We start from the raw sequence: 24,408 nt of genomic DNA, 5'->3' as shown, positions 1-24,408 counted from the left end.
TGTCCGCCCGGCCCCACCGCCGCCGGCCCCCGAGCCGGCGACCAGGTCCCCACCTCGGGGGCCGGACGTGTTTCCACCGTGCCCGGAGCCGTCCCCAACCTGTCCCCGGTCTGTCCCTTCGTCCTGCGCGGGGCCGTTGACCTGCGCGGGTATGCTCAGGCCCGCAGCGGTGCCGGAGCCGAGGGGGGGAACCGCGGGATGGATTTTCGCGTGCTCGGAGCGCTGGAAATCCAGGCTGGATCCGACCGGCTGACGCTGCCCGGCGCGCGCCATCGCCGCGTGCTGGCCTGTTTGCTGCTGTCGCCGAACGCGGTCGTTCCGCTGCCGAAGCTGATCGAGGCGACCTGGGACGGCGAGCCGCCCGCGACGGCGACCAAGCAGATCCAGAACTGTGTTTCGGTGCTCCGCGAGCGGCTCGGCGATCCCGGGCAGCAGCTCATCGTCACCGACGGCTCCGGCTACCGGATTACGGTCGACAATCAGCAAGTCGACTGGCTTCGATTTACCGACGCCGTTGCTGCTGCCCGTCAGTCGGCGGAGAGCGGCGCGCTGATCGAGGGCGTCGAGGAGATCCGGTCGGCGTTGAAGCTGTGGCGTGGTCCGGTGCTGGACGGGCTGGATGCTGCGGCGCTCGCCGGGCGCGCGGCGCGGCTGGAGGAGCAGCGGCTCACCGCGCTGGAGCTGTGCATTGATTGGCAGTTGAAGCTCGGCCAGTACCGCGAGGTCGTGGACGAGCTGGCGGAGATCGTCGAGGAACATCCGCTGCGGGAACGGCCGTACGCACAGCTGATGCTCGCTTTGGATCGCAGTGGGAGGCAGGCGGACGCGCTGACGGTGTTCCAGCGGTTGCGGACGCAGCTCGCCGAGGAGCTCGGGGTCGATCCGGGCGCCGAGGTGCGCCGGTTGCATGAGCGGATCCTGCGCGGGGAGACGGAAGAGCCGAGCCAGCCGGAGGAACCGCCAAGCCAGCCGGAGCAGCCCGCGAGCCAGCTCGACCGCGCGGCCGACGAGCTCGCGGCGGCGATCGTCCGGCAGTGGACCGCGGAGGCCGAGATCCGTTCGCTGCACCGTCCGGAGCCGGTGCCGCTGACCTGGACGAGCACCGAGCGCCCGGTCGCCGCGGCGGCGTCGGCGGTGCTCGGCCAGCCCGGCAACCAGTCCAGATTGACGTTCAGCGGCGATCTCACCGACGTCGTCGCGAAGTTCCGGCAGGTTCCGGCGCGGCAGCTGGTCGTGCTCGGCGAACCGGGCGCGGGGAAGTCGGTGCTGGCCATCCTGCTCACGCTCGGGCTGCTGGCCGACCCTCCGCCGGGCGAACCGGTGCCGGTGCTGCTGCCGCTGTCGTCGTGGAATCCCCGCGAGGAACATCTGCACGGCTGGCTGGCCCGCCGTCTGGTCGAGGAGTATCCCGGCCTGGCCAACACCGGCGCGTATGGCAAGGGCGCGGCGCTTCGGCTGGTGCTCGAAGGCCGGATCATCCCGGTGCTCGACGGTCTCGACGAGCTGGCGCCCGGGCTGCACACCGCCGCGATCGACGCACTGGACCAGGCCGTCTCCGGAGGCCGGCCGCTCGTGGTGACCTGCCGCAGCACCGAGTACGAGTTCGCGGTGCGGCAGTCCGGGACCTTTCTGTCGCGGGCGGCGGTCGTGGAGATCGAACCGGTCGAGACCGAGGACGCGATCGACTTTCTCACCGCGCGGCAGCGGTTCGGCGAAACCCGCTGGGAGCCGGTGGTCCGGCAGCTGCGGCAGAACCCGGAAAGCCCGCTGGCGCAGGCACTTCGCACGCCGTTGATGGTCGATCTGGCCAGGACGGCGTACGCGCATCCCTCGACCGACCCCGGCGAACTCTGCGACACCACCAGGTTTCCCGACCGTGCGGCGATCGAGGGACATCTGCTGGACGAGTACCTGCCGGTGGTCTACACCTCTCGCCCGGCCCCGCCCGCGCGGCTCGACCGGCCGGCCCGGCCGCGCGATTACCCGGCGGAGGAGGCACAGCGGTGGCTGAGCTTCTTCGCCCGGCAGCTGGAACGAGACCAGAGCCGCGATCTCGCGTGGTGGCAGCTGGACCGCGCGGTGCCGAGGCTGGTCATCGGACTTTGTCTCGGGCTGCCGCCTGCGGTGCTGTTCGCGCTGACCGGCTGGATCGCCGCGGGTCCGGTGATCGGGGCGATCTACGGACTGTCGTTCGCGGTGGCGGGTTGTGTGACGCATACCGTCGGCAGCCGGCCGGGGCCGTTGCGGGTGGAGGCGCGGTTCCGCGGCACCGCGGGCCGATTCCTGCGGCGGTTCGCGGTCGGAGTGCTGATCGGGGTCTGCCTCGGGCTGGCGTGGTCGCTGTCGGCCGGGGTGATCGCGTTGCTGGCGGTGGTGTTCGGGCTGGCGATCGGGGTGCACGTCTGGCTGGATACGCCGGTAGAGGCGAGCCGGGTGTCGAGTCCGGCGAGCGTCCTGCGCAACGACCGCGCCGCGACGCTGTCGTTCACCTTGTCCTTCATCGTTTCGCTGGGCTTGTTCTACGGGATGGCGTTCGCCTTCACGAAGGAAACGCGGTTTCTCGGCGTTTTCCACGACCATTACGACCTGGCGCTGGCCTTCGCGGGCGGGTTGGCATCGGCGTTGCTGGGCCGGTTTTTGGTGCGGAGCCCGGGAAGTCTCGCTTACGGCATCGCTGGCGTGATCATCGGCGGCCAGGTCTTCTCGCGGGCTTCGAGCACGGCGCAGGCGATAGCGGCGGGGGTCGTGTTCGGGCTGGCGGTGGGGCTGAGCGTGTGGATCGCCCGGGCCTGGGGCGCGTACACGTTCAGCCGGTTGTGGCTGGCCTCGCGGAAGCGAATCCCGTTGGACCTCATGGGTTTCCTCGACGACGCGCATCGCCGCGGCGTCCTGCGTCAGGTCGGCGAGGTGTACCAGTTCCGGCACGCTCGGCTGCAGGAACGGCTGGCGGATCCGTCCTAGGCTTGCAACCTCGGGTCCTGCGACGGATCGGCGTACATCGGCGGACAGCCATGGAGGACGGCTTCGGGGCGAAGCTCGTAGTGCCACGGCTCGTTGCGATAGATCTGGCAAAGTCCATACGCGGCACCGTGTTTCGACAGCCAGACCGTGGCTTCGAACGGCCCGAGGTCGATCGCGTTCCCCAAGACGTGCGCGGACCGATCGGCGGTGGCTACCCAGCGCGCGGCCTCCTGTTCCGAGCCGTACTTCGCGATTGCCTTGCGCCGAAGCTGATCCTGATACGCCGGGGACCGCCAGCCGCTGTTGACGCGGAACTCGACGCCGTCGTTCGCGGCGTCCTTGGCCGCGCGGCGCAGCGCCTCCAGGAATGCCGGGTCGAGATTGGCCACGGCAGGAACCTCGGCGAACACCGTCGTACCGGGCGGGACGGCTCCGTCGGCCTCGCTGAGCGCGCCGCGATGGTGAAGCACGCGGCGGACGGTTCGCCGGAAGACAGCGAGAGCCGGGCGTCGTGCTGATTCGCTGCGGGTCATGGCGTTCAGCCAAGGCGAAACGGTGTTGCCAGCGTGTACGCGGTTTCGGATATGCCAGCGATACGCGTCTGCTCGTAGCATCGACGGCATGCGTGTGCTGATCGTCGAGGACGAGCCCTACCTGGCCGAGGCCATCCGGGACGGGCTGCGCCTGGAGGCGATCGCGGCCGACCTCGCCGGGGACGGGGACACCGCGCTGGAAATGCTGAGCGTCAACGCGTACGACATGGCAGTGCTCGACCGGGACATCCCCGGCCCGTCCGGCGACGAGATCGCCAAACGCGTCGTCGCGTCCGGCAGCGGCATGCCGATCCTGATGCTCACCGCCGCCGACCGGCTCGACGACAAGGTCTCCGGCTTCGAACTCGGGGCCGACGACTACCTCACCAAACCGTTCGAGCTGCGGGAGCTCGTGCTCCGGCTGCGCGCGCTCGACCGCAGGCGCGCGCACAACCGGCCGCCGGTCCGGGAAATCGCCGGGCTGAAGCTGGACCCGTTCCGCCGCGAGGTCTACCGCGACGGCCGGTACGTCGCGCTGACCAGGAAACAGTTCGCCGTCCTCGAGGTGCTCGTCGCGGCCGAGGGCGGCGTGGTCAGCGCCGAAGAACTCCTCGAGCGGGCCTGGGACGAGAACGCGGACCCGTTCACCAACGCCGTCCGCATCACGGTCTCGGCGCTGCGCAAACGGCTCGGCGAACCGTGGCTGGTCGCGACCGTCCCCGGGGTCGGCTACCGGATCGACGACGGATCGGCTCGCGGATGATCCGCGAGCCCGGGATGAGCGTCCGGCTCAAACTGACCCTCAGCTACGCCGGATTCCTCATGCTGGCCGGGACGCTGCTGCTCGGCGCGGTGGGCCTGTTCCTGCTGAACTACCAGGACCGGGCCCTGGAAGTGATGCCGGTGGTGATGGCTCCGTCCGGCCGCGACCTGATCAAGGACTTCGCGCCCGACGCGGCCATCGTGATGCTGCTCCTGCTGGTGTTCGGCCTGCTGGGCGGCTGGGTCCTCGCCGGGCGGATGCTCGCCCCGCTGACCCGGATCACCGCCGCGACCCGGCGCGCCTCGACCGGGTCGCTGGCGCACCGGATCGAGCTGGAAGGCCGGGACGACGAGTTCCGCGAACTCGCCGACAGCTTCGACGCCATGCTCGCCCGCCTCGACGCGCACGTCGCCGAACAACGCAGATTCGCCGCCAACGCGTCCCACGAACTGCGCACCCCGCTGGCGATCACGCAGAGCCTCCTCGAGGTCGCCCGCGACGACCCGGATCGCGACCTCGGCGAGCTGCACGAGCGCCTCCGCGTAGTGAACGCTCGGGCCATCGAGCTCACTGAAGCCTTGCTGCTGCTCAGCCGCGCGGATCAGCGATCGTTCACCCGGGAGCCGGTCGATCTGTCGCTTCTGGCGGAAGAGGCCGCGGAGACGCTGCTTCCGCTGGCCGAGAAGCACGGGGTCGTTATCGAGACTTCCGGAGACATCACCGCCGTTCGCGGATCGCGGGCGCTTTTGCTGCAGTTGACGACGAATCTGCTGCACAACGCCATCGTCCACAACCTGCCGGAGGGCGGGACCGTGCAGCTTCGCGCCACTGCCTCCGCGACGGCGGGCACGCTCACCGTGGAAAACACCGGGGAGGAAGTCAGCCCGGAGAAGATCTGGACGTTCACCGAGCCGTTCCATCGCGGCACCGAACGGATCCGTCGTGACCACGCCGGTGTCGGCCTCGGGCTGGCGATCGTGAAGAGCATCGCGCAAGCGCATGACGGGACGCTTTCTCTCACGCCGGGCGCTGCCGGCGGGCTTCGCGTGACGGTGCGGCTACCGGGCGGGTCGATGTCGTTCGGCGATCGTCAGGACGTGCCGGGCTAGGACCGGGCCGGCGTCGGGTGCTCCCTTCGCGCAGGCGCGGGCGGACATCGCCGCGATTCGGGCCGGGTCGGCGAGGATCGGGATCAGCGCGGATTCGATCCAGGACGGGGCGAGGTCGGCGTCGTTCACGAGCAGCGCCCCACCGGCCGCGACGACCGGTCCGGCGTTCAGCCGTTGTTCGCCGCCGCGATCCGGGAGCGGGACGAATGCGGCTGGGAGCCCGACGGCGCTCAGTTCGGCGCAGGTCATCGCGCCTGAGCGGCAGATCGCGAAGTCGGCTGCGGCGTAGGCGTACTGCATTTCGTCGAGGTAGGGCAGGACTACGTACGACGGGCTGCCCGCTTCGACGGTGTGTTTTGGGCCGGTGATGTGCAGGACTTGCACCCCGGCAGTTTTTAGCTGTTCAGCCGAGCCGGAGACGGCGGCGTTGATCGCTGTGGCACCTTGCGAACCGCCGGTGACCAGCAGGACTGGACCAACGGGCTGCAGGCCGAACTTCCGTCGAGCTGCTTCGCGGGTTGCGGATCGGTCGAGTCCGGTGATCGCCGGTCGCAGCGGGATGCCGATCGCGGTGCCGTGCTTCAGCCGGACTTCGGGGGAAGCGGTGTACACGTGCGTTGTCATCCGGGCGGCGAGCCGGTTGGCCGCGCCTGGCCGGACGTTCGCTTCGTGGATGACGATGGGCAGCCGTCGCTGGCGGGCGGCGAGGTAGGCCGGGGCGGCGACGTAGCCGCCGAAGCCCACTACGACGTCCGCTTGGACCTGGTCGAGGACCGTCCCGGCGGCGCGGATCGAATCGCGCAGCCGGGACGGGGTGTGCAGGAGGGCCCGGGTCGCCTTGCGCGGCAAGGGCGCGGGAGGGATGAGTTCCAGTCGGTAGCCGCGGGCCGGGATGAGTGTCGTGTCCAGACCGCGGACGGTGCCGAGCGCGGTGATCTCGGCGGCAGGGGCCAGCTTTCGCAGTGCGTCGGCGAAGTTCATCGCGGGTTCGATGTGCCCGGCCGAATGGCCTCCGGCGACCACGACGCTGGGTGCTCTGGTGTTCATCTAGGCGACTAGGAAGTCGAAGTACGTGTCTGGGTAAGGCTCGTCTCTCAGCGTGTAATGCCACCATTCGGATTCGTAGGCGGCGAAACCGCAATCCTCCATAATGGACCGGAGGTGCTGCCGGTTCGCCGCCTCTGAGGCGGTGATGCCGGGTGCGCCGTGGTGCGAGACGGCGTCCATCAGGTCGAATCCGCCGCCCATGGGGACGAGTTCGCCGGTGTCCAAGCCGTACAGCGTCAGGTCCGCGGTGCTGCCTCGGGTGTGGCCGGATTTGGTTGCCACGTAACCGTTTTCGAACATCTCTTCCCGGTCGAGGTTCGGGTAGTGCTGACGCTTCTTCCGGCCGTCTTCGGGTTGTTTCGCCCAGCGCAGGAAGCAGTCCACGGCGCGCTGCGGCCGGTAGCCGTCCCAGATCAGCAGACCGAAACCCAGTGTCGCGGCTTTGTCTTGCGCGCTTTGCAGTGCGGCGCACAAGGCGTGGGTGCCGACGATCCGGTTCGCCAGGTAACCGTCGACCGGTTTGCCGGTGAAGTTGTCCCAGGTGGCGTACTTGGCGTCCCAGCGGATCCCGGGCGCGGCCTCGTCCAGGAAGGCGAAACCGTGCTTCATCGGGGCGTCCCGGCCAGCGCGAGCGACACCATCCGGTCGAGCATTTCGGGGAAGGGCAACCCGGCCGCCGCCATCATCCGCGGGTACCGGCTGTAGGAGGTCAGGCCGGGGAAGGTGTTGACCTCGTTGAGCATGGCGGTGCCGTCTTCGAGCAGGAACAGGTCGACCCGGGCGAGACCCTTGCAGCCCAGCGCGCGGTAGATGGTCTTGGCGGTCGCCTGGACGCGGGCGCGCGACTCCGCGGAGATGTCCGCGGGCACGAGGATGGTCGAGTTCTCGGAGCCGTTTTCCGGGTTGTCTTCCTGATGGATCTTGAAGAACCCGTGCGACAGCCGGATCTGGTCCGGTTCGCCGACGGTCAGTTCCGCGCCGTTGCCCAGGACAGCGCACCCCACCTCGCTGCCTTCGACCGCTTCCTCGATCAGCACCTTGGAATCGAACTGCGCCGCCTCCTCGATCGCGCCCGGCAAGTCCTCCTCGCGCGAAACCTTGGTGACGCCGAACGACGAACCGGACCGGGCTGGTTTCACGAAGACGGGATAGGCGAACTTGCTGGCGTCGACGTCCTCGTCCACCGTGCCGGCCCAGAAGTTCGGCGTCGCGATGCCCGCACTGTCGACGACCAGGTACGCGAGGGATTTGTCCATGCACAGCGCGGAACTCTGTACATCACAGCCCGCGTACGGGATCCCGGACAGCTCCAGGAGGCCTTGCGTCGCGCCGTCCTCGCCGAGCTTGCCGTGCAGCACCGGCAGCACCACGTCCAGCCGGACCGGTTCGTATTTCCCCTGGTTCTCGACAAGCAGTCCGTGGACGCTCCGGTCCGGCGACAGCATCGCCGGGCGTCCGCCGTCCTCCCACGCTTCACCGGGTCCGTCGCACAGCCTCCAGGAGCCGTCCTTGGTGATCCCGATCCAGTACGGCTCGTACTTTTCCGGGTCGAGGTTCTTCGCGACCTCTCGCGCGGATTTGAACGAGACGGGATGTTCCTCGGAGATTCCCCCGAAGATCACGCCGACTTTGAGCTTAGTCATGGTTCGTCCAGCTTTCGAAATTCAGGCAGTTGAGGAGACTGTTTTCCACCGCGTCGCGCAATGCGTGGTCGGTGTAGTACGCGGTGTGCGGGCTGATCAATACGTTCGGCAGCTTCTGCAGCCGCGCGAGATTCGTGCTCTCGATCGGTTTCCGGCGGCAGTCGGCGTAGAACATCCCTTCCTCCCCTTCGAGGACGTCCAATGCCGCGCCGCCCAGCCTGCCGCTTTCCAGTGCGGACACGAGAGCTTCGGTGTCGAGCAGTCCGCCGCGGCCGGTGTTGACGACGATCGCGCCGGGCTTCAGTTGCGCGATCCGGTCGCGGTTCAGCAGATGGCGAGTCTCCGGCGTGAGCGGGGTGTGGAGAGTGACGATGTCGCTCTGCCGCAGCAAATCGTCGAGGGGAACGTAGTCCGCCGACGTCCGCGGGCGTAGGTCGTAAGCCAGCTTCTGGCCGCCGAAACCCCATAGCCGATCGATGACCGCCGCGCCGATCCGTCCGGTTCCGATGACGCCGACAGTGAGGTCACGCAGTTCTTTTCCGGGCAGATCGCTCAGCCGGTAATCGTGTGCGTCCGTGCGGCGGATGAGGGATTTCGCGTTGCGGATCGCCATCAGGATCAACATGAGCGTGTAATCGGCGACGCTGTCGGGCGAGTACGCGACGTTTTCCACCGTGATGCCGATTTTCTCGGCATATTCGACGTCGAGATGGTTGCAGCCGATGCTTCGCGTGGAGAGATACTCGACGCCGATTTCGCGGAGTGTGCGCAAGGTGGCGTTGGTGATGCGGGTTTTGTGGCTGACACTGACGCACCGGTTCCCGGCGGCGAGGCCGACGTTGGCTTCGGACAGCGCCGCCGCGGTGACAGCCGGTGTCACCCCCAAACGGGACACCGCCTCCCGGACCAGGGCGGCTTCGTCGGGCCCGCAGCCGTAGATCGTGATCCCGGGTGCCGCGACCGGCGGGGAGACCAGCGAGGTGGCGCGTGCCGGTTCGCGGTAGGTCATGCCTCTCAGTCAAGACAGAGCGATGTTGCCAGCACGTATGCGGTTTCCGATACGCGGACGATATGCGGTGGAGCGAGCGGGCGTCGGCGTGGTCGGATATCCCGGTGAAGGAGTGGGAGCGGCGGAACGCGGCACGCCGGGCGACGGTCTTGGCACTGCCGGTCGTCCACGCCTGGCATCATGCGCGGATCGTGCCGCCGCAGCAGGGCGACGTGCGGATTTCGGAGTCGATCGGGCCGCTCGGCGAACTGACGGCGTTGTGGTCGGCCCCCGCGGACCGAGCGGCGAGGCTTTCGGACGTGCGGGCCTCGCCTCCGACCGCGGTGCGGGTGACCGTGCACGTGCCGGAGATGGCGGTCGCCGCGCGGATTCCCGCTCTTCGGCTGACGCATCCGACGGTGCAGCCACTGCCGGACGGCCGCGTGCTGGTGGTCGGCAAGCGGTGCACCTGGCGGTCGGAAGGGCCGGACCGCAACGCGATCGTCTACGACTTCGACGGCGAGACGGTGGCCGAGCAGACTTTCGGCGACGGCATCGACCACGTGCAGGCCACCCGGAGCGGCGAGATCTGGGTCGGCTACTTCGATGAAGGCGTCCTCGGCTCGCGAGGCTGGGGCGAGGACGGCGCCGCGCCTCCCGTCGGCCGCAGCGGGCTGGTCCGGTTTTCGGCCGGCTTGACCGAGGAATGGCGTTATCCCAGGTCCGCGTGGGTGCCGTGGGGCAACATCCTGGACTGCTACGCGCTCAACGTCGACGGCGGCACCGCATGGATGTGCTTCTACACCGAATGGCCCGTAGTCCGGATCCGCGACGGCGGCGTGACCGGGTGGCACAACGAAATCCCCAGTGCCACCGCCTTGGCGGTGCGCGGTTCCCGGGTGGCGTTGTACGGCGGTTACGGACCGAACCGCGACCGGCTGGCCGCCGGGGTCCTGGACGGCGACCGGCTCCGGGTGACCGGCGAGTACCGGCTCGTCCTGCCGGACGGGCGAGAAGTGCCGCAGCGGGCCCGGGTGGTCGGGCGGGGCGCGGACTTGCACGTCGTGACCGGAGACGACTGGTTCCGGATCAGCTTGGAGGACCTTCCCGAGTAAGAAAATCCCCGCCACCGCAAGGATTTCGCCACCACGCCACCAGGATTCCCTTTGTTCATCGACCGTTCACGCCGAAAGCCTCGTGCCGCGCGTCAAACGATGAAGGATTCGAGGTGACGTGGGGGAGGGTTCGTGAAGCGCCGGTTGTCGATCGGGCTGGCTGTGGTTTTGGTGCTCGCCGTGGTGGGCGTGGTCGTCTGGGGGCGGTCCGGCGACGACTCCGCGGCCGGCGGCGGAATTACCGTCGTGCGCGGGGTGATCGGGTCGGAGAAGCAAGCCTTCTTCACCGATCAGCGCGTGGTGGACGCGTTCGCCAAACAGGGGCTGAAGGTCGAGGTCGACACCGCGGGGTCGCGGCAGATCGCGACCACCGTGGACCTCGGGAAGTACGAGTTCGCGTTCCCTTCGTCCTCGCCGGCGGCGCAGAAGATCCAGCGCGACAAGAAAGTCACGACGGTCTACACGCCGTTCCAGTCTCCGATGGCGGTCGCGACGTTCGAGCCGATCGTGCAGCTGCTGAGCGGCAACGGCGTGGTGCACAAGGGCGCGGGCGACTACCAGGTGCTCGACATCGCGAAGTACCTTCAGCTGGCGGGCACCCGCTGGGATCAGCTGCCGAACAACACGGCCTATCCGGTGCGCAAGAACGTCCTCGTGACCACTACCGACCCGCGCGAGTCCAATTCCGCGGCGATGTATCTGTCGATCGTGTCGTTCGTGGCCAACGGAAACAACGTCGTCTCCAGCCCGGACCAGGAGGCGAAAGTCCTGCCGCAGGTCGCGAAGTTGTTCCTGGACCAGGGGTATACGCAGAACAGCAGCGAGGGACCGTTCGAGGACTACCTTTCGGCGGGCATGGGCAAGACGCCGCTCGCGTTGATCTACGAATCGCAGTACGTCGACCGGGTGCTGCGGAAGGACGGCTCGATTCGTCCGGACATGCGGATGCTGTACACGGCGCCGACGGTGTATTCCAAGCATACGCTGGTTCCCTTCTCCGCCAACGGGAACAAGGTCGGCCAGGCGCTGTCGACGGATCCGGAACTCGGCAAGCTCGCCGCCGCGTTCGGGTTCCGCACGACGAATCCGCAGGTGTTCCGCGAGGTCGCCGCGCAGGCCAAGGCGCCGGACGAACTCGTCGACGCCGTCGAGCCGCCGAGTTTCGAGACCCTGGAACGCATGCTCGACGCGATCCAGAAGCAGTACTGATGGACGAATTCGCCCTCACCCCGCCCGAACCGGTGGCGGCGGTGCCCGTGGAACGCGCCGCCGGGCTCATCACGCTCGGCGAGGACACTCGGGTCGAGATTTCCCAGCGGGCCGGCGAATTCGCCGCGCGGCTCGAGGCGCTGGACGTGAAGTCGCCCGAGTTCACGGCGCTGCTCGACGAAATCCTCGCGGTCGGCGAGGCGGACATGCGCACGGCGGCGACGGTCGCGGGCACGATGCTCGACCGGTCGACCAAGGCGCTCGACGCCGCTCGTTCGCCGCAGCAGGAAGTGACGACAAGCCTGACCGAATTGCGTCGTACGGTCGCGGAACTCGACCCGGCGAAGCTGCCGATCACTGGACGCAAACTGCTCGGGATCTTCCCCGCCGCGGCGAGCGCGAAACGAGCGCTCGACCGGTATCGGGCGGCGAATGAGCCGGTGAACGCGCTGGTCCGCGAGCTGCGCGTGCGGCAGGACGTGCTGCGGCGCGACAACGCGGCGATCAAGGGCGAACGCGAGCGGCTCTGGGCGACGCTCGGCAAACTGGCCGAAGCCGCCGCGTTCGCCGAAGCGGTCGACGGGGCGATCGAGCGGCAGGCGGGCGTCTTCGATCTTACGGATCCCGCGCACGCCAACGCCTTGCGCGCCGATCTGCTGTATCCGATCCGTCAGCGGCACCAGGACGTGCTGACGCAGCTGGCGGTGAGCGCGCAGGGGTATCTCGCGCTTGATTTGGTGCGGCGCACCAACGATGAGCTGATCCGCGGCGTCGAGCGGGCGGCGACCACGACGGTTTCCGCGCTGCGCGTCGCGATGCTGGTGAGCGCGGCGCTGGCCAACCAGCGTGATGTGCTCGACGAGGTCAACGCGTTGCAGGCGACCACGAACGGCCTGCTGCGGGCGAATGCGGAGCTGTTGCAGTCACAGAGCGAGGAAATCCGCAAGGCATCGAGCGATCCGGCGGTCGCGGTCGACACCCTGCGCGAGTCGTTCGACCGGATTTACTCGGCGTTCGACGCGATCGACGGGTTCAAAGCCGAAGCCGTGACGCGCATGGCGTCCACTGTGGAGTCTCTGTCCGGGGAGTTGCGTCGCGCGGAGGATCGGCTGCGCCGGTCGCACGAGGGGGAGTTGTGAGAAGACTCGGCGTACTGGCGCTGGCCGCCGCGCTGCTGGTGACCGGTTGTTCGTCGGCGGAACCGGCCGATCCGGGCCAACCCGTGCCGGGCACGTTGCGGGTGTTCGCGGGGAGCGAGCTGGCCGATCTGCAGCCGGTCCTCGACGAAGCGGCGAAGGCGACCGGCGTGAAGGTCAAGTTCACTTTCACCGGCACGCTGGAGGGCGCGGAGGCGCTCGCGAAGGGCAGCGTCGACGGGAAGTACGACGCGGTGTGGTTCTCCTCGAACCGTTACCCGGCAGGCATTCCCGACGCGAACAAACGGCTCGGCAACCAGGTGAAGATCATGCGTTCGCCGGTGGTGCTCGGGCTTTCGGCACCGGTCGCGCAGCGGCTTGGCTGGGACAAGAAGGCACCGTCCTGGGGCGACATCGCGGCGGCGGCCGGGAAGAAAGAGTTCAGCTACGGGATGACCGACCCGTCGGCGTCGAACTCCGGATTCTCCGCGCTCGTCGGGGTGGCTTCGGCGCTCGCCGGCGCGGGCGCGGCGGTCGACGCGAAGCAGATCGAGGCGGTCACGCCGCAGCTCACGCAGTTCTTCAGTGCACAGCAGATGTCGGCGGGTTCGTCGGGTTGGCTGTCTGATGCGTTCCAGAAGCGTGCGACGGGGCAGGATCCGGGACAGAAGGTCGACGGACTGGTCAACTACGAGTCCGTCCTGTTGTCGTTGAACGCTTCGGGCAAGCTGCCGCAGCCGCTGACGCTGATCTATCCGACAGACGGCGTCGTCACCGCCGATTACCCGCTCACCCTGCTCAACGGCACGAGCGAGGACGCCCGCTCCGCACATCAGAAGCTCTCGGACTACCTGCGCACGCCCGACGTGCAGCGCCGGATCATGATCGCCACCCAACGCCGTCCGGCCGTCCCCGGCGTACAGCTCGGGCAGCAGTTCGCCTCGCACGACCTGGTCGAGCTGCCGTTCCCGGCGACGCAGCAAGCCGTCGACGCGCTGCTTTCGGCCTACTTCAGCAAAATCCGCCGTCCGTCGCGGACGTTGTACCTGCTGGACACGTCGGGGTCGATGCGGGACGGCCGGATCGAGGCGCTGCGCTCGGCGCTGTCCGGGCTCACCGGCGCGGACAGTTCGCTGGTAGGCCGCTACCGGCAGTTCCGCAGCCGCGAAGAAGTCACCATGCTGCCGTTCAACACCCAGCCCGGGATGCCGACGACGTTCACTGTGCCCGAGCAGTATCCCCAGCCCGAGCTGGCGAAGATCAAGGACTACGTCGGCGGCCTGACCGCGAACGGCGGCACCGCCATCTACGACACCCTGCAGCACGGATACCAGGTGCTGGAGCCGCTCGTCGCGAAGGACCCGGACCGCTTCAACTCGATCGTGCTGATGACCGACGGCCAGAACGAGAACGGCTCCGACCTCGCCGCGTTCAAGGCGGCGTTCGGCTCGCTGCCGCCCGAGATGCGGCGGATCCCGGTGTTCACGGTCCTGTTCGGCGAGGGCAGCGGCGACGAACTCGGCCAGGTCGCCGCGCTGACCGGAGGCAAGGTCTTCGACGCCAGGAACGTGCAGTTGACCAGCGTGTTCCAGGAGATTCGCGGGTACCAATGAGACGCTGGTTCGGCTCCGCCAAGAACCTTTTCGGCTGCGTCGGCGCGCTGGCCGGGCTGCTGCTGTACGTGCTCGGCGTGATCGGTCCGTTGTGGCTGATGTTCGTGGTCCTGGTCGTGCTGTACGCCGCGGGCGCGCTGCTCGGCCCGCCGGAGAAGGTGCGGCTGGTCGTCGATCCGTCGGTGGAGGCCGCTGAAGTTCGTTCGTCGCTGGACGCCTTGGTGCGGACGGCTTCCGGGCGGCTTCCGGAGTCCACTATGGACGCGGTGCGACGGGTGGCGGAGATGCTGTCGGATCTGCTTTCGGATCCTCCTAGGCTGGCGGGGAATCCGGATCTGCAGCATCGGGTGTTGTTGCTGGCGCGGACGGATCTGCCGTTGTCGGTGCAGACGTATCTCAACCTGCCGCGCTGGTTCGCCGCGCATCGGGGCGAGGCCGGGCAGGAGCTGGCGACCCAGCTGGGGCTGATCGAACGGCGGACGCATCAGCTGGCGGAGGAGTATTACGCGGCGGAGGTCAACCGGCAGAAGGACCAGACGCGCTACCTCGGCGAGGAGCCGTAGCGAGATCCGCCGGGGGCTTGCCACCGGGCCAGCCGCTCGTAGAGCCGGGACAGCCGGACGTGGAAGGTCTCCAGCGCCCAGGCCAGTTGCCAGCCGGCGGGGTTCCTTTCGAGGGCCGTCGCGGTGTGCTGGGCGGCGAGGAGGCAGGCGTGTTCGGTGTTGCACCAGGCCAGCGCGGCCAGCGCGTCGGGCAGCGGATGGAGCAGGACGTCCGGCGCGGGCGGATCGAGCGGGACCGAATCCTGGCGCGGGTTCAGCAGCCGGTCGGCGGCGTGGGCGGTGTGCGTGTAGAAGTACAGGATCCGCCGCAGTGCCGCGTCGCGCGCGTCTTCGGTGACGGTGTGCTGGGCGGTGTCGCTGGCGTAGAGGCGGACCAGGTCGTGCATCCGATACCGGCCCGGAACGTGTTGCTGCACGAGGGAAGCGATCTCCAGTTCTCGCAGCACCGTTCGCAGCCGGGCAGCCGGAAGCGCCGCCAACGCCTCGGCGGCGGCCAGGCTGATGTCCGGGCCCGGGGCGAGGCTCAACAGGCCGAACAACCGCGTCGCTTGCGGGCTGAGCGCGCGGACCGACCAGGACAGCACCGCTCGCAGGTTCACCCGCAGGCCCCCGGCGTTCAGGCCGTCCAGCCGGGCGGAGACGTCGCGCAGTTCCTCGGCCAGCACGGCCAGCGGGAACGTCGGGTGGTGCTGGGCGCGGGCGGCCACGATCCGCACGGCCAGGGGCAATCCCGCGCACATCGCGAGCAGGTCGGCGACCGTGTTCGGTTCGGCGGCCAGCCGGTCTGGGCCGAGATGCCCGGCGAGCAGTTCCCGGGCGTCGGAGTCGGGGAGCACGTCCAGGTTGAGCAGATGGACGCCGTACAGCGCGGCGAGGCCGACCAGATGGCGGCGGCTGGTGATCAGGACGGTGCAGGAGGGAGTGCCCGGCAGCAGCGGTGTGACCTGGTCGACGTCGCGGGCGTTGTCCAGCACGAGCAGCATCCGTTTTCCGGAGAGCAGGCTGCGGTACAACCCGATCCGGGCTTCCAGGTCGACCGGGATCGCGGACGGCGCGACTCCGAGAGCGTCGAGGAAGCCGCGCACCGCCTCGGCGGCGGACACCGGCTGTCCGGTGGGATCGAAACCGTGCAGGTCGACATGCAGTTGCCCGTCGGGGAACCGGCTGAGCCGCTGATGCGCCCAGTGCAGCGCCAGCCAGGTTTTGCCGATCCCGCCGGTGCCGCCGATCGCGACCGTTCCCGCGACGTCCATGTGCCGGTCCAGTTGGACGAGTTCGCTGCCGCGGCCGGCGAACAGCCGGGGCGGGCACGGCAGCTGCCGGGGAACCGGAGGCCGGGTGGCGGGTTCCGGCGCGGGCGAGGTCAGCGCGGGGTCGGCGGCGAGGATCTGCTCGTGCAGTTCGCGGAGCGGACGGCTGGGGTCGGTGCCGAGTTCGTCGGCCAGAACGCGTTGCAGGCGGTGGTAATGCTGCAACGCCTCGGCTTGGCGGCGGCTTCGATAGAGGGCCAGCAGGTACTGCCCGGCGAGGCGTTCGTCGAACGGGTGGCTCGCGGTGTCGGCGGCGAGTTCGGCGAGCAGTTCGGCGTGTCTGCCCTGGCGCAGCCGGATGTCGGTCAGGTCGAGGCGCGCGGTTCGCTGGCGCGCGGTCAGCGCGGCGCGCAGCGCGCACAGCCACGGGATGTCGGCCGCGGCGGCGAGATCCGCGAAAGGCTTGCCCTGCCACAGAGACAGCGCCTGTTCCAGGGCTGTCTCGGCGATCTGGTCCGCACGGGAGTCGTGCCTCGGCGCGCTGCGGGCTTGGTCCAGAAGCACGTGGAAGCGATGCAGATCGATCGCGTCCGGTTCGACGGAAAGCCGGTAACCGCAGCCGTTGCGGGTGAGCGCGACTTCCGGAATCGGAGCGAGAACCTTGCGCAGCAACGGAATGTTGTGCTGCACCGCCCGGCGCGGCTGCCGGGGGAGCGCGCCCTCGGGCCAGACGCGGTCGATGAGCTCGTCCATCGCGACCGTCTGGTTGGCCTCGATCAGCAGCACCGCCGCCATGCAGCGCAACTGCTGATGGCCGAGCGCGATCGTGCGGTCGTTTACCGTCACGCCAACAGGGCCGAGCAGACGGAATCGTACCGTCATCGTGATCACCCGTGAGCCGGTCGCCGGGCCAGGACGTAGTGTGTCTAGCCGCCGTTGCCCGGCCCGTGCAACGGCAAGGGCGGATCTGCGGCACTACGGGCGAGCAGTTTCGGCCAAGCGGACCGGAAACGCGTCCGGGGCGGCCCCGCCGGATGGCCGCCCCGGACGCATTCCGGACTAGGACAAGGATTGCCAGTTAATGGTCCGCACCGGGACGCCGGGGCAGGAAAGAACGAAACGGTAGGTATTGCCCGCGTACATGACGGGGCCGTAGACCTGGGCATTGTTCGAGCAGACGAGGTAAACCCGCATCACGCCCGCCCGGACCGAGCAGCTGATGGCGACGTCGTGGAACGGGGCCCGGGAGAAATAGCTGCAGTTGAACACCGGCGGGACGGCGTCCGGCGCGGTGAGCGAGCCCGCTGAGCTGAGGGTTCCGGTCTCCGGCGGCGCGGCCGGGGCCGCCGTGGCGACGCTCGCGCCCGCGAACAAGGCGAGGACGGTCAAGGCGATGGCGATGAACGGCTTGGCGGCTCTTTCGGAAAGAGAACCGGGGCCGGTGAATCGAACCATAACGAATATTCCTTCGCGCCTGGGCGCACCTCGGGTGGTGCGCCTCGCGCCCCATGCTGTCGGGTCGCGGCGTCGCGGATGCGGCATCGATGCGTCATCGCGGAAATCGTGCCGAATGCTTGCGCTGCTTCAGTTATTGCCGCCGCTGACCGTTCTGATAGTTGAGTGCGTAGCGGACCGCGTCGGCGCGCGAGTGGAAACCGGCTTTGGCGAAAAGGTTGTTGATGTGGGTTTTCACGGTGGCCTCGCTGATGAATAATGTGGCCGCGATTTCCGGATTGCGCAGACCGTCGCCGATCAGGCCGAGGATTTCCCGCTCGCGCGCGGTCAGCGAGAGATCCGGTTCCGCGGGCGGGGCCGGTTTGGCGGCCAGCGCGAGCAGCCGCCGCTGCACCGCGGGCGAGAGCACGGTCTGGCCCTGGGCGGCGGTGCGCACGGCGTGCAGGATCGTGGTGCGGTCGGCTTCCTTGGTCAGGTAGCCGCTCGCGCCCGCCTGCAGCGCGGCCAGGATCGATTCGTCGTCGTCGAACGTGGTCAGCACGAGAACCGTGGTGTCCGGCTGGGTTTCGCGGATGCGCCCGGTCGCGCCGACGCCGTCCAGCACCGGCATGTTGAGGTCCATCAGCACCACGTCCGGACGGTGCTGCCGCGCCGCCTCGACGGCTTCGGCCCCGTTGGTCGCGGTCGCGACGACGTCGACGTCCTGCGCGAGGTCGAGCATGACCGCGAGCGCCTCGCGGACAGTCGCCTGGTCGTCGACGACAACGAGGCTGATCGGGCGGTCCGTCATCGAGGCAGCTCCAGTTCCACGGTCCAGCCGTCGCCGGCCGGGCCTGCTCGCAGGGTGCCGCCGAGCAGGGCGGCCCGTTCACGCATGCCCACGAGCCCGACCCCGGACCCTCCGGCGAGTTCGGCGCGGAGGGGTTCGGTCGCGGGCCCGTTGTGCACGGTCAGCCTGACATGATCGGCCGTGAAGGCCAGCCGGAGGCCGCGGGTCGCGCCCGGCGCGTACTTGGCCGCGTTGGTCATCGCCTCCTGCGCCGCCCGGACCATGGTGTGCGTGGTCTCCGGGCCGACCGCTCCGGCTTCGCCCTCGATGGTGAACTCCGCCGACGCGTGTTCGGCGAGCTGGCGCAACGTCTCAGACAGCGGCAAGGTGTCTTCGCGCAGCGCGTGCACCGCGCGGCGGGTTTCGCTGATCGAGTCGACGGCAATGGCGCGTGCCTTGCGAACCGCGGCAGCTGCCTCGTCGTCGCGGCCGCTGTCGCGCAGGGCGTCGGCCATGTCCAGCTGCAGCGCGATCCCCGAGAGCGAATGACCGAGCACGTCGTGAATCTCGCGCGCGATCCGGCCTCGTTCGACGAGCGCGGCCTCGCGGGCTTCGGACTCGCGGGCGCGCTGGGCCGCGTCGGCGGCGAGCTGCGCGTTGCGGACGGCGTCGAGGCGGTCGTGGTGCGAGATGCCGACGGCGACCGGCAGACCCACGGTCAGCGTCACCCAAACCGGCCACACCGGGAAGCCCGGCGACAGCTGTTCGACTGCCCAGGTCGCGGCGGCCGCGATGACGGAACCGGCGACCGCGATCGTCACCGCCGCCCGGCGGGACGCGAGCTTGACCCCCGAAGCGGACGCGGCGACGAACGGGAACATCGCCGCGAACGTCCCGTGCGTCAGCGGCAGGAGCAGCGCGCCGAACAGCATGTACGCGCTCATCACGACGATCTGCCGGTTCTCGGCCAGCCGGGTCCAGGGCAGCAGCGAGACGATCCCGGAGACCGAGGCGAGCACGAACAGCGGCAAGGCCAATGGCCGGTACGCGATCTGCGCGTCCGGCCACTGAACCGCGGTGCAAGCGATGGCGGTGAGGACGAGGACGGGCTGGATCAGCTCGTCCCGGTACTGCCCGAGAAGCGACAGCGACCGCCGGTCCGGCGTGCTCATGGGACCAGGTTCCTCCTCGTCGGGGCGGCGTCGTGCGCGGACTGAGTGTTCCACTCCGCCGGACGGCCGTTGAGGTTGCGCCGGATGTTGTCCAGCAGCGGCGAGGTCTGCGCGGGGCCGCCGTCGCTGCCCTGGGTCCACACCACCTGGTGCCCGGCGCGCAGTGCGCGGTAGAGCACGACCAGCCCTTCGGCGAGGATGCCGACGCCGATGGTGAGCAGCATGCTGTTGGAGACGCCGCCGGCGTCCTGCGGGGCGAACGCGTCGAGCGCGATGTTCACGCCGATCTTGACCGCGATGTTCGCCACCCACAGAGCGACGGTGACCGCGGTGTAGCGGACGAAGGTCGTGCCGTCGCGCCGGGAAATCCGGACGCTCATCCCGCGCAGGATGCCGAGCACGACGCTGATCGCCGCGGTCCCGACGAGGAACACCGCCGAGGCGGCCGTCTTCACCTCGCCGGACACCGTGCTGAGGCCGACGACGGACAGCACCGCGGGCAGGATGAGCATCTGCTTGGCCTGCGCGGGTTCGCCGATCATCCGCCGCACCATCAGGTAGCCGACCGCCGCCACGATCAGGACGATCTCCACGGGTCCGCTCATGAGTTGTTCCTGCCTTTCGCATCCGTTCCGATGCCGAGAAAACTACGGAGGAACGGGCTCGAAGTCGTGCGGTGCGCGGCGTATCCCCGGGTGGAGAAATCCCTCCACCCAAGCCCGGATTTCTCCACCCGGGATACCCCCGCAGCCGCAAGACGGCGGCGCGCGGCGACCCTAGCGTTTCCTGGCGAATCCCAGTAGCCAAGCCGAAAACGGGGAGCCCGGCATGACCAAGTCCACCCGCACGTTGATCACCACGATGTTCCTGGACGTCGGCCTGTCCGTCGTCGTCTACTACGCGGCCAACCTGCTCGGCGCGAGCGCGTACGTGTCGCTGCTGGCCGGCACGATCGTCGCGGGACTGCGGACGATCTGGGTCGCGGTGGCGCAGCGCCGGGTCGATCTGTTCTCGTCGTTTCTCGTGCTGCTGTTCGGTCTCGGCCTCGGGCTGAGCTTCCTCACCGGGGATCCCCGCCTGCTGCTGGCGAAGGAATCAGTAACCACCTTCTGCGCGGGCGTGGCCCTGGTCGGCAGCTGTGTGCTCGGCCGTCCTCTCGCGTACTACGCGGCACGACGCCTCGCGCATTCGGCGGGCGGCGCTCGGCAGCGTGAATTCGACGCCACCGCGCAGAACGCGACTCTGCGGCGGCGCTGGTACCAGATCTCGCTGGTGTGGGGAGTCGGGCTGACCGCTGATTCGGTGCTTCGCATCGTGGGCGTGTACACGCTGCCGTTCGACACGGCTGCTGCTTGTTCGCAGGCGCTGTTGATCGTCGCCTTCGCGGGGCTGATCGGGTGGACTGTGCTGACCAAGCGGCGGTTCGAGCAGACGGCTCAAGGCTGACGGTCGTAGGCGCGCATCGCCGCCGCGACGTCGTCCAGGAACGACAGGACGACCGGGACGTGCTCGGGCTCAAGCCGGCCGGTGATGGCTTCGATCTCGGCGAGCAACGGCTCCAGCGCCGCGCGGACGTCCTCGCGGGCGTGGTCGGTGGCCTCGAGGTGGACGCGCCGCCGGTCGGCCGGATCGGCGGCGCGGGCCAGATGCCCGGCGGCGGCGAGCCGGTCGACCAGCACCGTCGCCGACGCCGAGGTGATGCCGAGCCGGTTGCCGAGTTCGCCCGGCCCGATCGGCTCCGGGCTGGAGACGACGTGGTCGATCGCCTGCACGTCGGTGACCCGCAGCGACAGCCTGCGCGCCAGCGCCGCCTGCATGCCCCGGCCGGCTTGCAGCAGCCGCCGCACCGCCAGGGAGACCTCCCGCGCCGTTCGTTCGTCCGCCACGGCCGCATGGTAGCTAGAACTTCTAGTTAAGAGGTAGGCTGGGCGGTATGGCTAGAAAATCTAGCGAACTGGCCCAGGTCAACGCCGAGACGGTGCGGAAGCTGCTCGACGCCGATCCGCGCCCGGTGCCCGACGGCGGCTACGGGTTGCGCGTGCTCGAAACGACCGGGCGCCGCAGCGGCCGAACCCGGCAGACGCCGCTCGGAGTGCTCCGGCTCGGCGGCGACCGCTACCTCGTGTCGCCGGAGACGAACCGCGATTGGGCACGCAATCTCGCCGGGGCTCCGGCCTGCCGTGTCCGTGCTGGCGACCTCGACGAAAGAGCGCGCGCACAACCGGTGAACGGCGCCGAGGCGGTGTCGGTGATCTCGGCTTATCCGGCCGCGGTGCAGGCTCCGTGGGCGCTCGCCGCGTTCCCGGTCGGGCCCGGTTCGCCGGCGGACGAGATCGCCGCGCACCTGGACTCGATCGCGGTGTTCCGCCTCGAAACGGGTGGCCAATGACGGACCCCGTGGTCGTCGTGGGCGGCGGACCAGGCGGGATGATGCTCGCCTACCTGCTCGGCCGCGCCGGAATCCCCGTCACGCTGCTGGAAGCGCACCAGGACTTCGACCGTGATTTCCGCGGCGATTCGCTGCACCCCTACACCCTCGAACTGCTCGACCGCCTCGGCCTGGCCGACCGGCTGCTCGCCCGGCCGCACCACAAAGCACGCTACTTCCGCTTCCACACCCCGTCCGGGTCGATCACCACCGCCGACTACGGCAAGCTCTCCTCGCCGTACAACTACGTCGCCCTGATGCCGCAGGCGAAATTCCTCGATTTCCTCGCCGCCGAAACCGTCGCGCTGCCCAGCGCGAGCGTGCGCACCGGCGCCAAGGTCGTCGAGCTGATCCGCGACGGCCGCGTCACCGGCGTCCGCTACCGCGACGACGCCGGAACCCACGACTTGCCCGCCTCGCTGGTGGTCGGCGCGGACGGCCGGTTTTCGCGGATCCGCCGACTGGCCGACGCTCCAGCCCGCTCCCTCGGCGCCACGACAGACCTGCTGTGGTTCCGGCTCCCGCATCGCCCCGAGGACCCGCCGGACGCCGATGTGGACCTCTTCTTCGGACGGCGCCATTACGTCGGCCTGATCGCCGGGACGAACGGCTGGCAGGTGGGCTACAGCCTGCCCAAGGGCGGATACGCCGAGGCCCGCGAGCTCGGGGTCGGCCCGATCCGGACGTTCCTCGCCGACCATGTGCCGTGGCTGGCCGACCGCGCCGATCTGCTGACCGATTTCGGCCAGACGACCCTGCTGTCGGTCGACATCTCCCGGGCGGAGCGCTGGTGGCGTCCGGGCCTGCTGCTCATCGGGGACGCCGCGCACGTCATTTCCCCGGTCGGGGGCAACGGAATCCTGATGGCCGTCCAAGACGCCGTCGTCGCGGCGAATCATCTCGTGCGGGATCGGTCCGACGCGGCTCTCGCGCGGATTCAAGCAGAACGCGAACCCGCGATCCGGCAGGTGCAGGAACAGCAAGTCCGGCTTGAACAACGCGCCGCCCGTGCGAGGGAGCGCGGTCGTCCCGCCGCTCCGCCGTATCGGCTGCTGCGCCTGCTCACCGGCATTCCCGGCGCGCGAGCCCGCGCCGCCCGAGCCAACGCCTACGGCCCCACGCCGCCTCAGCTGGACCTGGGGTCCTGAGGCGGGAAGAGCCGGGGCAGGAAGCCGATCATCAAGGCGGACCAGGTCACGTGCGTCAGCAACGGCGCCTGCACGCCGCCGCTCCGACGGCGTTGCAGCGTGAATAGCGTCCCCATGGTCGCTGATGCCAGCACCAATGCCGGGTTCCGTGTTGCCGTCGTGGAGAGCACATACAGCGCGGTCGATCCACGTGCGCCGAAAGCGTCGTAGAGCGCGCCGCGAAAGAAAACCTCTTCTGCGGCACCGGTTACGAGCGCAGTCGTCACCACAATCGGCGTCGAGCCGTGATGAGCGTGGCCGAGCACGCCGGTGATTGCCCGGCGCAGCAACGGAATCCGGCGAGCGACCAGCGCGCAGCCGTAGAACACGCCAAACGCGCCCGCACCCGCCAGCACCGGCTGCATGACCTCCGGACGGCCGCGCGGCACCGGCCCGGCCGTTCGCGCACCGGCGAACCAGGTCGCCGCGACCGACGCGGTCAGCACGTGGAACCGCCGCGATCCCGGTTTGCTGGCCAGCGACGCGCCCAGCAGCCCGGAGCCCGCCGCGGTCACCGCCTTCAGGAACGCCTTCACCTGGCCCGCCGCTGTCTCGCGCGTTCGCCGAGCGCTTGCAGCACGGCGTCGTTGTAGCCCATCGGCTCGAACTCGACGATCCGCCGGATCGCGTCGTCGCGGACGACGACCTCGTTGCCCATCGAGTCGATCAGGGCGCGCCCGGTCGTCGCGTCGATGTCGGTGACCAGCGAAAGCCAGTAGGACGACAGCCGGGGCGTGAGCAGCGGGACCGGCACGATCGCCAGCATCCTGCCCTCGATGACCGCGACGCGCTGCAGCATGTCCCGGTAGGTCAGCACTTCCGGGCCGCCGATGTCGAACGTCCGTCCCTCGGTCTCCGGATGCTCCAGCACGCCGGCGAGGTAGCGGACGACGTCGGCGAGCGCGATCGGCTGGGTGCGCGTGGCGACCCAGCGCGGGGTGACCATGGCGGGCAGGCGTTCGACGAGCTGGCGGGTCAGTTCCCACGACGTGCCGCCGTGCCCGATGACGATCCCCGCGCGCAGCACGGTCACCGGCACGCCGGTCTCCGCCAGCAGCCGTTCGACCTCGCGCCTGCTGGCCAGGTGCTCCGACAGCGAATCTCCGTCGTCCCCGAGACCGCCGAGGTAGACGATCCGGCGCACTCCCGCTTCCGCCGCGGCGCGGGCGAACGCGCGGGCCGCGTTGGCGTCACGCTGCTGGAAATCGGTGCTGTCCAGGGAATGCACCAGGTAGTAGGCGACTTCGACGTTCTTGAACGCGTCCCGCAAGGATCCGATGTCGGCGACGTCGCCGTAGACCGCCTCGCCCGCCCCGCGGTAGTTCTCCGGACGGCGGGTCATGGCGAACACGTCGTGCCCGGCTTCTTCCAGCGCCGGGCACAACCGGCTGCCGACGAACCCCGAGGCTCCGGCGACCAGTGCACGCATGCTTGCGACGGTAGCCGCGCGGACGCCGGCTCGCAGAC

At 69.3% G+C, this 24,408-nt stretch carries 24 protein-coding genes; 11 read left to right on the top strand and 13 right to left on the bottom strand.

All coding sequences use genetic code 11. From position 1 onward, the window contains the following. The first annotated feature begins 198 nt into the window (after nucleotides 1-198). A complete protein-coding gene (locus tag ACZ7OI_RS43755; RefSeq protein ID WP_470269993.1) occupies nucleotides 199-2,961 on the top strand; it encodes a BTAD domain-containing putative transcriptional regulator in 2,763 nt (920 codons plus the stop codon). Here ACZ7OI_RS43755 and ACZ7OI_RS43750 read toward each other — a convergent pair. Next, on the bottom strand, nucleotides 2,958-3,431 hold the full coding sequence (locus tag ACZ7OI_RS43750; protein ID WP_470269992.1) for a M15 family metallopeptidase: 474 nt from the start codon (nucleotides 3,429-3,431) through the stop codon (nucleotides 2,958-2,960). The two genes, ACZ7OI_RS43755 and ACZ7OI_RS43750, sit on opposite strands and share 4 nt — an antisense overlap. A 151-nt stretch (nucleotides 3,432-3,582) precedes the next feature. On the opposite strand from ACZ7OI_RS43750, the gene ACZ7OI_RS43745 reads away from it, so the two are divergent. Both ACZ7OI_RS43745 and ACZ7OI_RS43740 read left to right on the top strand, forming a co-directional pair. Beyond that, a complete protein-coding gene (locus ACZ7OI_RS43745; RefSeq protein WP_344269313.1) occupies nucleotides 3,583-4,257 on the top strand; it encodes a response regulator transcription factor in 675 nt (224 codons plus the stop codon). Continuing rightward, nucleotides 4,254-5,366, top strand: a complete 1,113-nt coding sequence (locus ACZ7OI_RS43740; RefSeq protein ID WP_470269991.1) for a sensor histidine kinase — start codon at nucleotides 4,254-4,256, stop codon at nucleotides 5,364-5,366. The genes ACZ7OI_RS43745 and ACZ7OI_RS43740 overlap by 4 nt, the downstream gene beginning before the upstream one ends. On the opposite strand, the gene ACZ7OI_RS43735 is transcribed toward ACZ7OI_RS43740, so the two are convergent. Genes ACZ7OI_RS43735 through ACZ7OI_RS43720 form a run of 4 tightly spaced genes read right to left on the bottom strand, consistent with a single transcriptional unit; the run spans nucleotide 5,316 to nucleotide 9,065 of the window. Next, nucleotides 5,316-6,413 (bottom strand): UDP-N-acetylglucosamine--N-acetylmuramyl-(pentapeptide) pyrophosphoryl-undecaprenol N-acetylglucosamine transferase, encoded by a 1,098-nt coding sequence (locus ACZ7OI_RS43735; RefSeq protein ID WP_470269990.1) that lies wholly within the window; start codon nucleotides 6,411-6,413, stop codon nucleotides 5,316-5,318. The two genes, ACZ7OI_RS43740 and ACZ7OI_RS43735, sit on opposite strands and share 51 nt — an antisense overlap. Beyond that, entirely contained in the window at nucleotides 6,414-7,022 is a 609-nt protein-coding gene (gene vanX / locus ACZ7OI_RS43730; RefSeq protein WP_470269989.1) for a D-Ala-D-Ala dipeptidase VanX, read from the bottom strand. Further along, the gene (vanA, locus tag ACZ7OI_RS43725) at nucleotides 7,019-8,056 is read right to left on the bottom strand and encodes a D-alanine--(R)-lactate ligase (RefSeq protein ID WP_470269988.1); all 1,038 of its coding nucleotides are present in this window, start codon (nucleotides 8,054-8,056) and stop codon (nucleotides 7,019-7,021) included. The genes vanX and vanA overlap by 4 nt, the downstream gene beginning before the upstream one ends. Next, nucleotides 8,049-9,065 (bottom strand): D-isomer specific 2-hydroxyacid dehydrogenase family protein, encoded by a 1,017-nt coding sequence (locus tag ACZ7OI_RS43720; protein ID WP_470269987.1) that lies wholly within the window; start codon nucleotides 9,063-9,065, stop codon nucleotides 8,049-8,051. The genes vanA and ACZ7OI_RS43720 overlap by 8 nt, the downstream gene beginning before the upstream one ends. 62 nt (nucleotides 9,066-9,127) lie before the next feature. Between ACZ7OI_RS43720 and ACZ7OI_RS43715 the strand changes: the two genes are divergently transcribed. From ACZ7OI_RS43715 to ACZ7OI_RS43695, 5 genes are all read left to right on the top strand, one after another. Beyond that, entirely contained in the window at nucleotides 9,128-10,159 is a 1,032-nt protein-coding gene (locus tag ACZ7OI_RS43715) for a hypothetical protein (protein ID WP_470269986.1), read from the top strand. A 132-nt stretch (nucleotides 10,160-10,291) separates the two neighbouring features. Then, on the top strand, nucleotides 10,292-11,368 hold the full coding sequence (locus ACZ7OI_RS43710; protein ID WP_470269985.1) for a hypothetical protein: 1,077 nt from the start codon (nucleotides 10,292-10,294) through the stop codon (nucleotides 11,366-11,368). Beyond that, a complete protein-coding gene (locus tag ACZ7OI_RS43705; protein WP_470269984.1) occupies nucleotides 11,368-12,507 on the top strand; it encodes a toxic anion resistance protein in 1,140 nt (379 codons plus the stop codon). Before ACZ7OI_RS43710 ends, ACZ7OI_RS43705 begins: the two co-directional genes overlap by 1 nt. Next, entirely contained in the window at nucleotides 12,504-14,117 is a 1,614-nt protein-coding gene (locus ACZ7OI_RS43700) for a vWA domain-containing protein (protein WP_470269983.1), read from the top strand. Before ACZ7OI_RS43705 ends, ACZ7OI_RS43700 begins: the two co-directional genes overlap by 4 nt. Next, nucleotides 14,114-14,680, top strand: a complete 567-nt coding sequence (locus tag ACZ7OI_RS43695; protein ID WP_470269982.1) for a hypothetical protein — start codon at nucleotides 14,114-14,116, stop codon at nucleotides 14,678-14,680. The genes ACZ7OI_RS43700 and ACZ7OI_RS43695 overlap by 4 nt, the downstream gene beginning before the upstream one ends. On the opposite strand, the gene ACZ7OI_RS43690 is transcribed toward ACZ7OI_RS43695, so the two are convergent. From ACZ7OI_RS43690 to ACZ7OI_RS43670, 5 genes are all read right to left on the bottom strand, one after another. After that, complete coding sequence (locus tag ACZ7OI_RS43690; protein ID WP_470269981.1) at nucleotides 14,659-16,812, bottom strand: AfsR/SARP family transcriptional regulator; 2,154 nt, start codon at nucleotides 16,810-16,812, stop codon at nucleotides 14,659-14,661. The genes ACZ7OI_RS43695 and ACZ7OI_RS43690 overlap by 22 nt on opposite strands. A 177-nt stretch (nucleotides 16,813-16,989) precedes the next feature. After that, nucleotides 16,990-17,385 carry a hypothetical protein gene (locus tag ACZ7OI_RS43685; protein ID WP_470269980.1) on the bottom strand — a complete coding sequence of 132 codons (396 nt, stop codon included), beginning with the start codon at nucleotides 17,383-17,385 and terminating at the stop codon, nucleotides 16,990-16,992. A gap of 133 nt (nucleotides 17,386-17,518) precedes the next feature. Further along, nucleotides 17,519-18,175, bottom strand: a complete 657-nt coding sequence (locus tag ACZ7OI_RS43680; RefSeq protein ID WP_470269979.1) for a response regulator — start codon at nucleotides 18,173-18,175, stop codon at nucleotides 17,519-17,521. Further along, nucleotides 18,172-19,326: a sensor histidine kinase gene (locus ACZ7OI_RS43675; protein WP_470269978.1), complete on the bottom strand. Its 1,155-nt coding sequence runs from the start codon at nucleotides 19,324-19,326 to the stop codon at nucleotides 18,172-18,174. Before ACZ7OI_RS43675 ends, ACZ7OI_RS43680 begins: the two co-directional genes overlap by 4 nt. Beyond that, the gene (locus ACZ7OI_RS43670; RefSeq protein ID WP_470269977.1) at nucleotides 19,323-19,931 is read right to left on the bottom strand and encodes a DUF1453 domain-containing protein; all 609 of its coding nucleotides are present in this window, start codon (nucleotides 19,929-19,931) and stop codon (nucleotides 19,323-19,325) included. The genes ACZ7OI_RS43675 and ACZ7OI_RS43670 overlap by 4 nt, the downstream gene beginning before the upstream one ends. 223 nt (nucleotides 19,932-20,154) lie before the next feature. Here ACZ7OI_RS43670 and ACZ7OI_RS43665 point away from each other — a divergent pair, with 223 nt between their 5' ends. Continuing rightward, nucleotides 20,155-20,772, top strand: a complete 618-nt coding sequence (locus ACZ7OI_RS43665) for a VC0807 family protein (protein ID WP_470269976.1) — start codon at nucleotides 20,155-20,157, stop codon at nucleotides 20,770-20,772. Here ACZ7OI_RS43665 and ACZ7OI_RS43660 read toward each other — a convergent pair. After that, nucleotides 20,763-21,212 carry a MarR family winged helix-turn-helix transcriptional regulator gene (locus tag ACZ7OI_RS43660; RefSeq protein ID WP_470269975.1) on the bottom strand — a complete coding sequence of 150 codons (450 nt, stop codon included), beginning with the start codon at nucleotides 21,210-21,212 and terminating at the stop codon, nucleotides 20,763-20,765. The two genes, ACZ7OI_RS43665 and ACZ7OI_RS43660, sit on opposite strands and share 10 nt — an antisense overlap. A 47-nt stretch (nucleotides 21,213-21,259) precedes the next feature. Between ACZ7OI_RS43660 and ACZ7OI_RS43655 the strand changes: the two genes are divergently transcribed. Together ACZ7OI_RS43655 and ACZ7OI_RS43650 are read left to right on the top strand one after the other, a co-directional pair. Next, nucleotides 21,260-21,715, top strand: coding sequence for a nitroreductase family deazaflavin-dependent oxidoreductase (locus ACZ7OI_RS43655; RefSeq protein WP_470269974.1), 456 nt, complete (start codon nucleotides 21,260-21,262; stop codon nucleotides 21,713-21,715). Beyond that, nucleotides 21,712-22,902, top strand: a complete 1,191-nt coding sequence (locus ACZ7OI_RS43650) for an FAD-dependent oxidoreductase (RefSeq protein ID WP_470269973.1) — start codon at nucleotides 21,712-21,714, stop codon at nucleotides 22,900-22,902. Before ACZ7OI_RS43655 ends, ACZ7OI_RS43650 begins: the two co-directional genes overlap by 4 nt. Here the strand turns inward: ACZ7OI_RS43650 and ACZ7OI_RS43645 are convergent. Continuing rightward, complete coding sequence (locus tag ACZ7OI_RS43645) at nucleotides 22,881-23,477, bottom strand: lysostaphin resistance A-like protein (protein WP_470269972.1); 597 nt, start codon at nucleotides 23,475-23,477, stop codon at nucleotides 22,881-22,883. The two genes, ACZ7OI_RS43650 and ACZ7OI_RS43645, sit on opposite strands and share 22 nt — an antisense overlap. Next, complete coding sequence (locus ACZ7OI_RS43640) at nucleotides 23,474-24,370, bottom strand: NAD(P)H-binding protein (RefSeq protein ID WP_470269971.1); 897 nt, start codon at nucleotides 24,368-24,370, stop codon at nucleotides 23,474-23,476. The genes ACZ7OI_RS43645 and ACZ7OI_RS43640 overlap by 4 nt, the downstream gene beginning before the upstream one ends. Nucleotides 24,371-24,408: the final 38 nt, after the last annotated feature.

The organism is Amycolatopsis sp. NPDC114503 (assembly GCF_055633655.1).
This window is presented reverse-complemented; position numbering and strand designations above follow the sequence as displayed.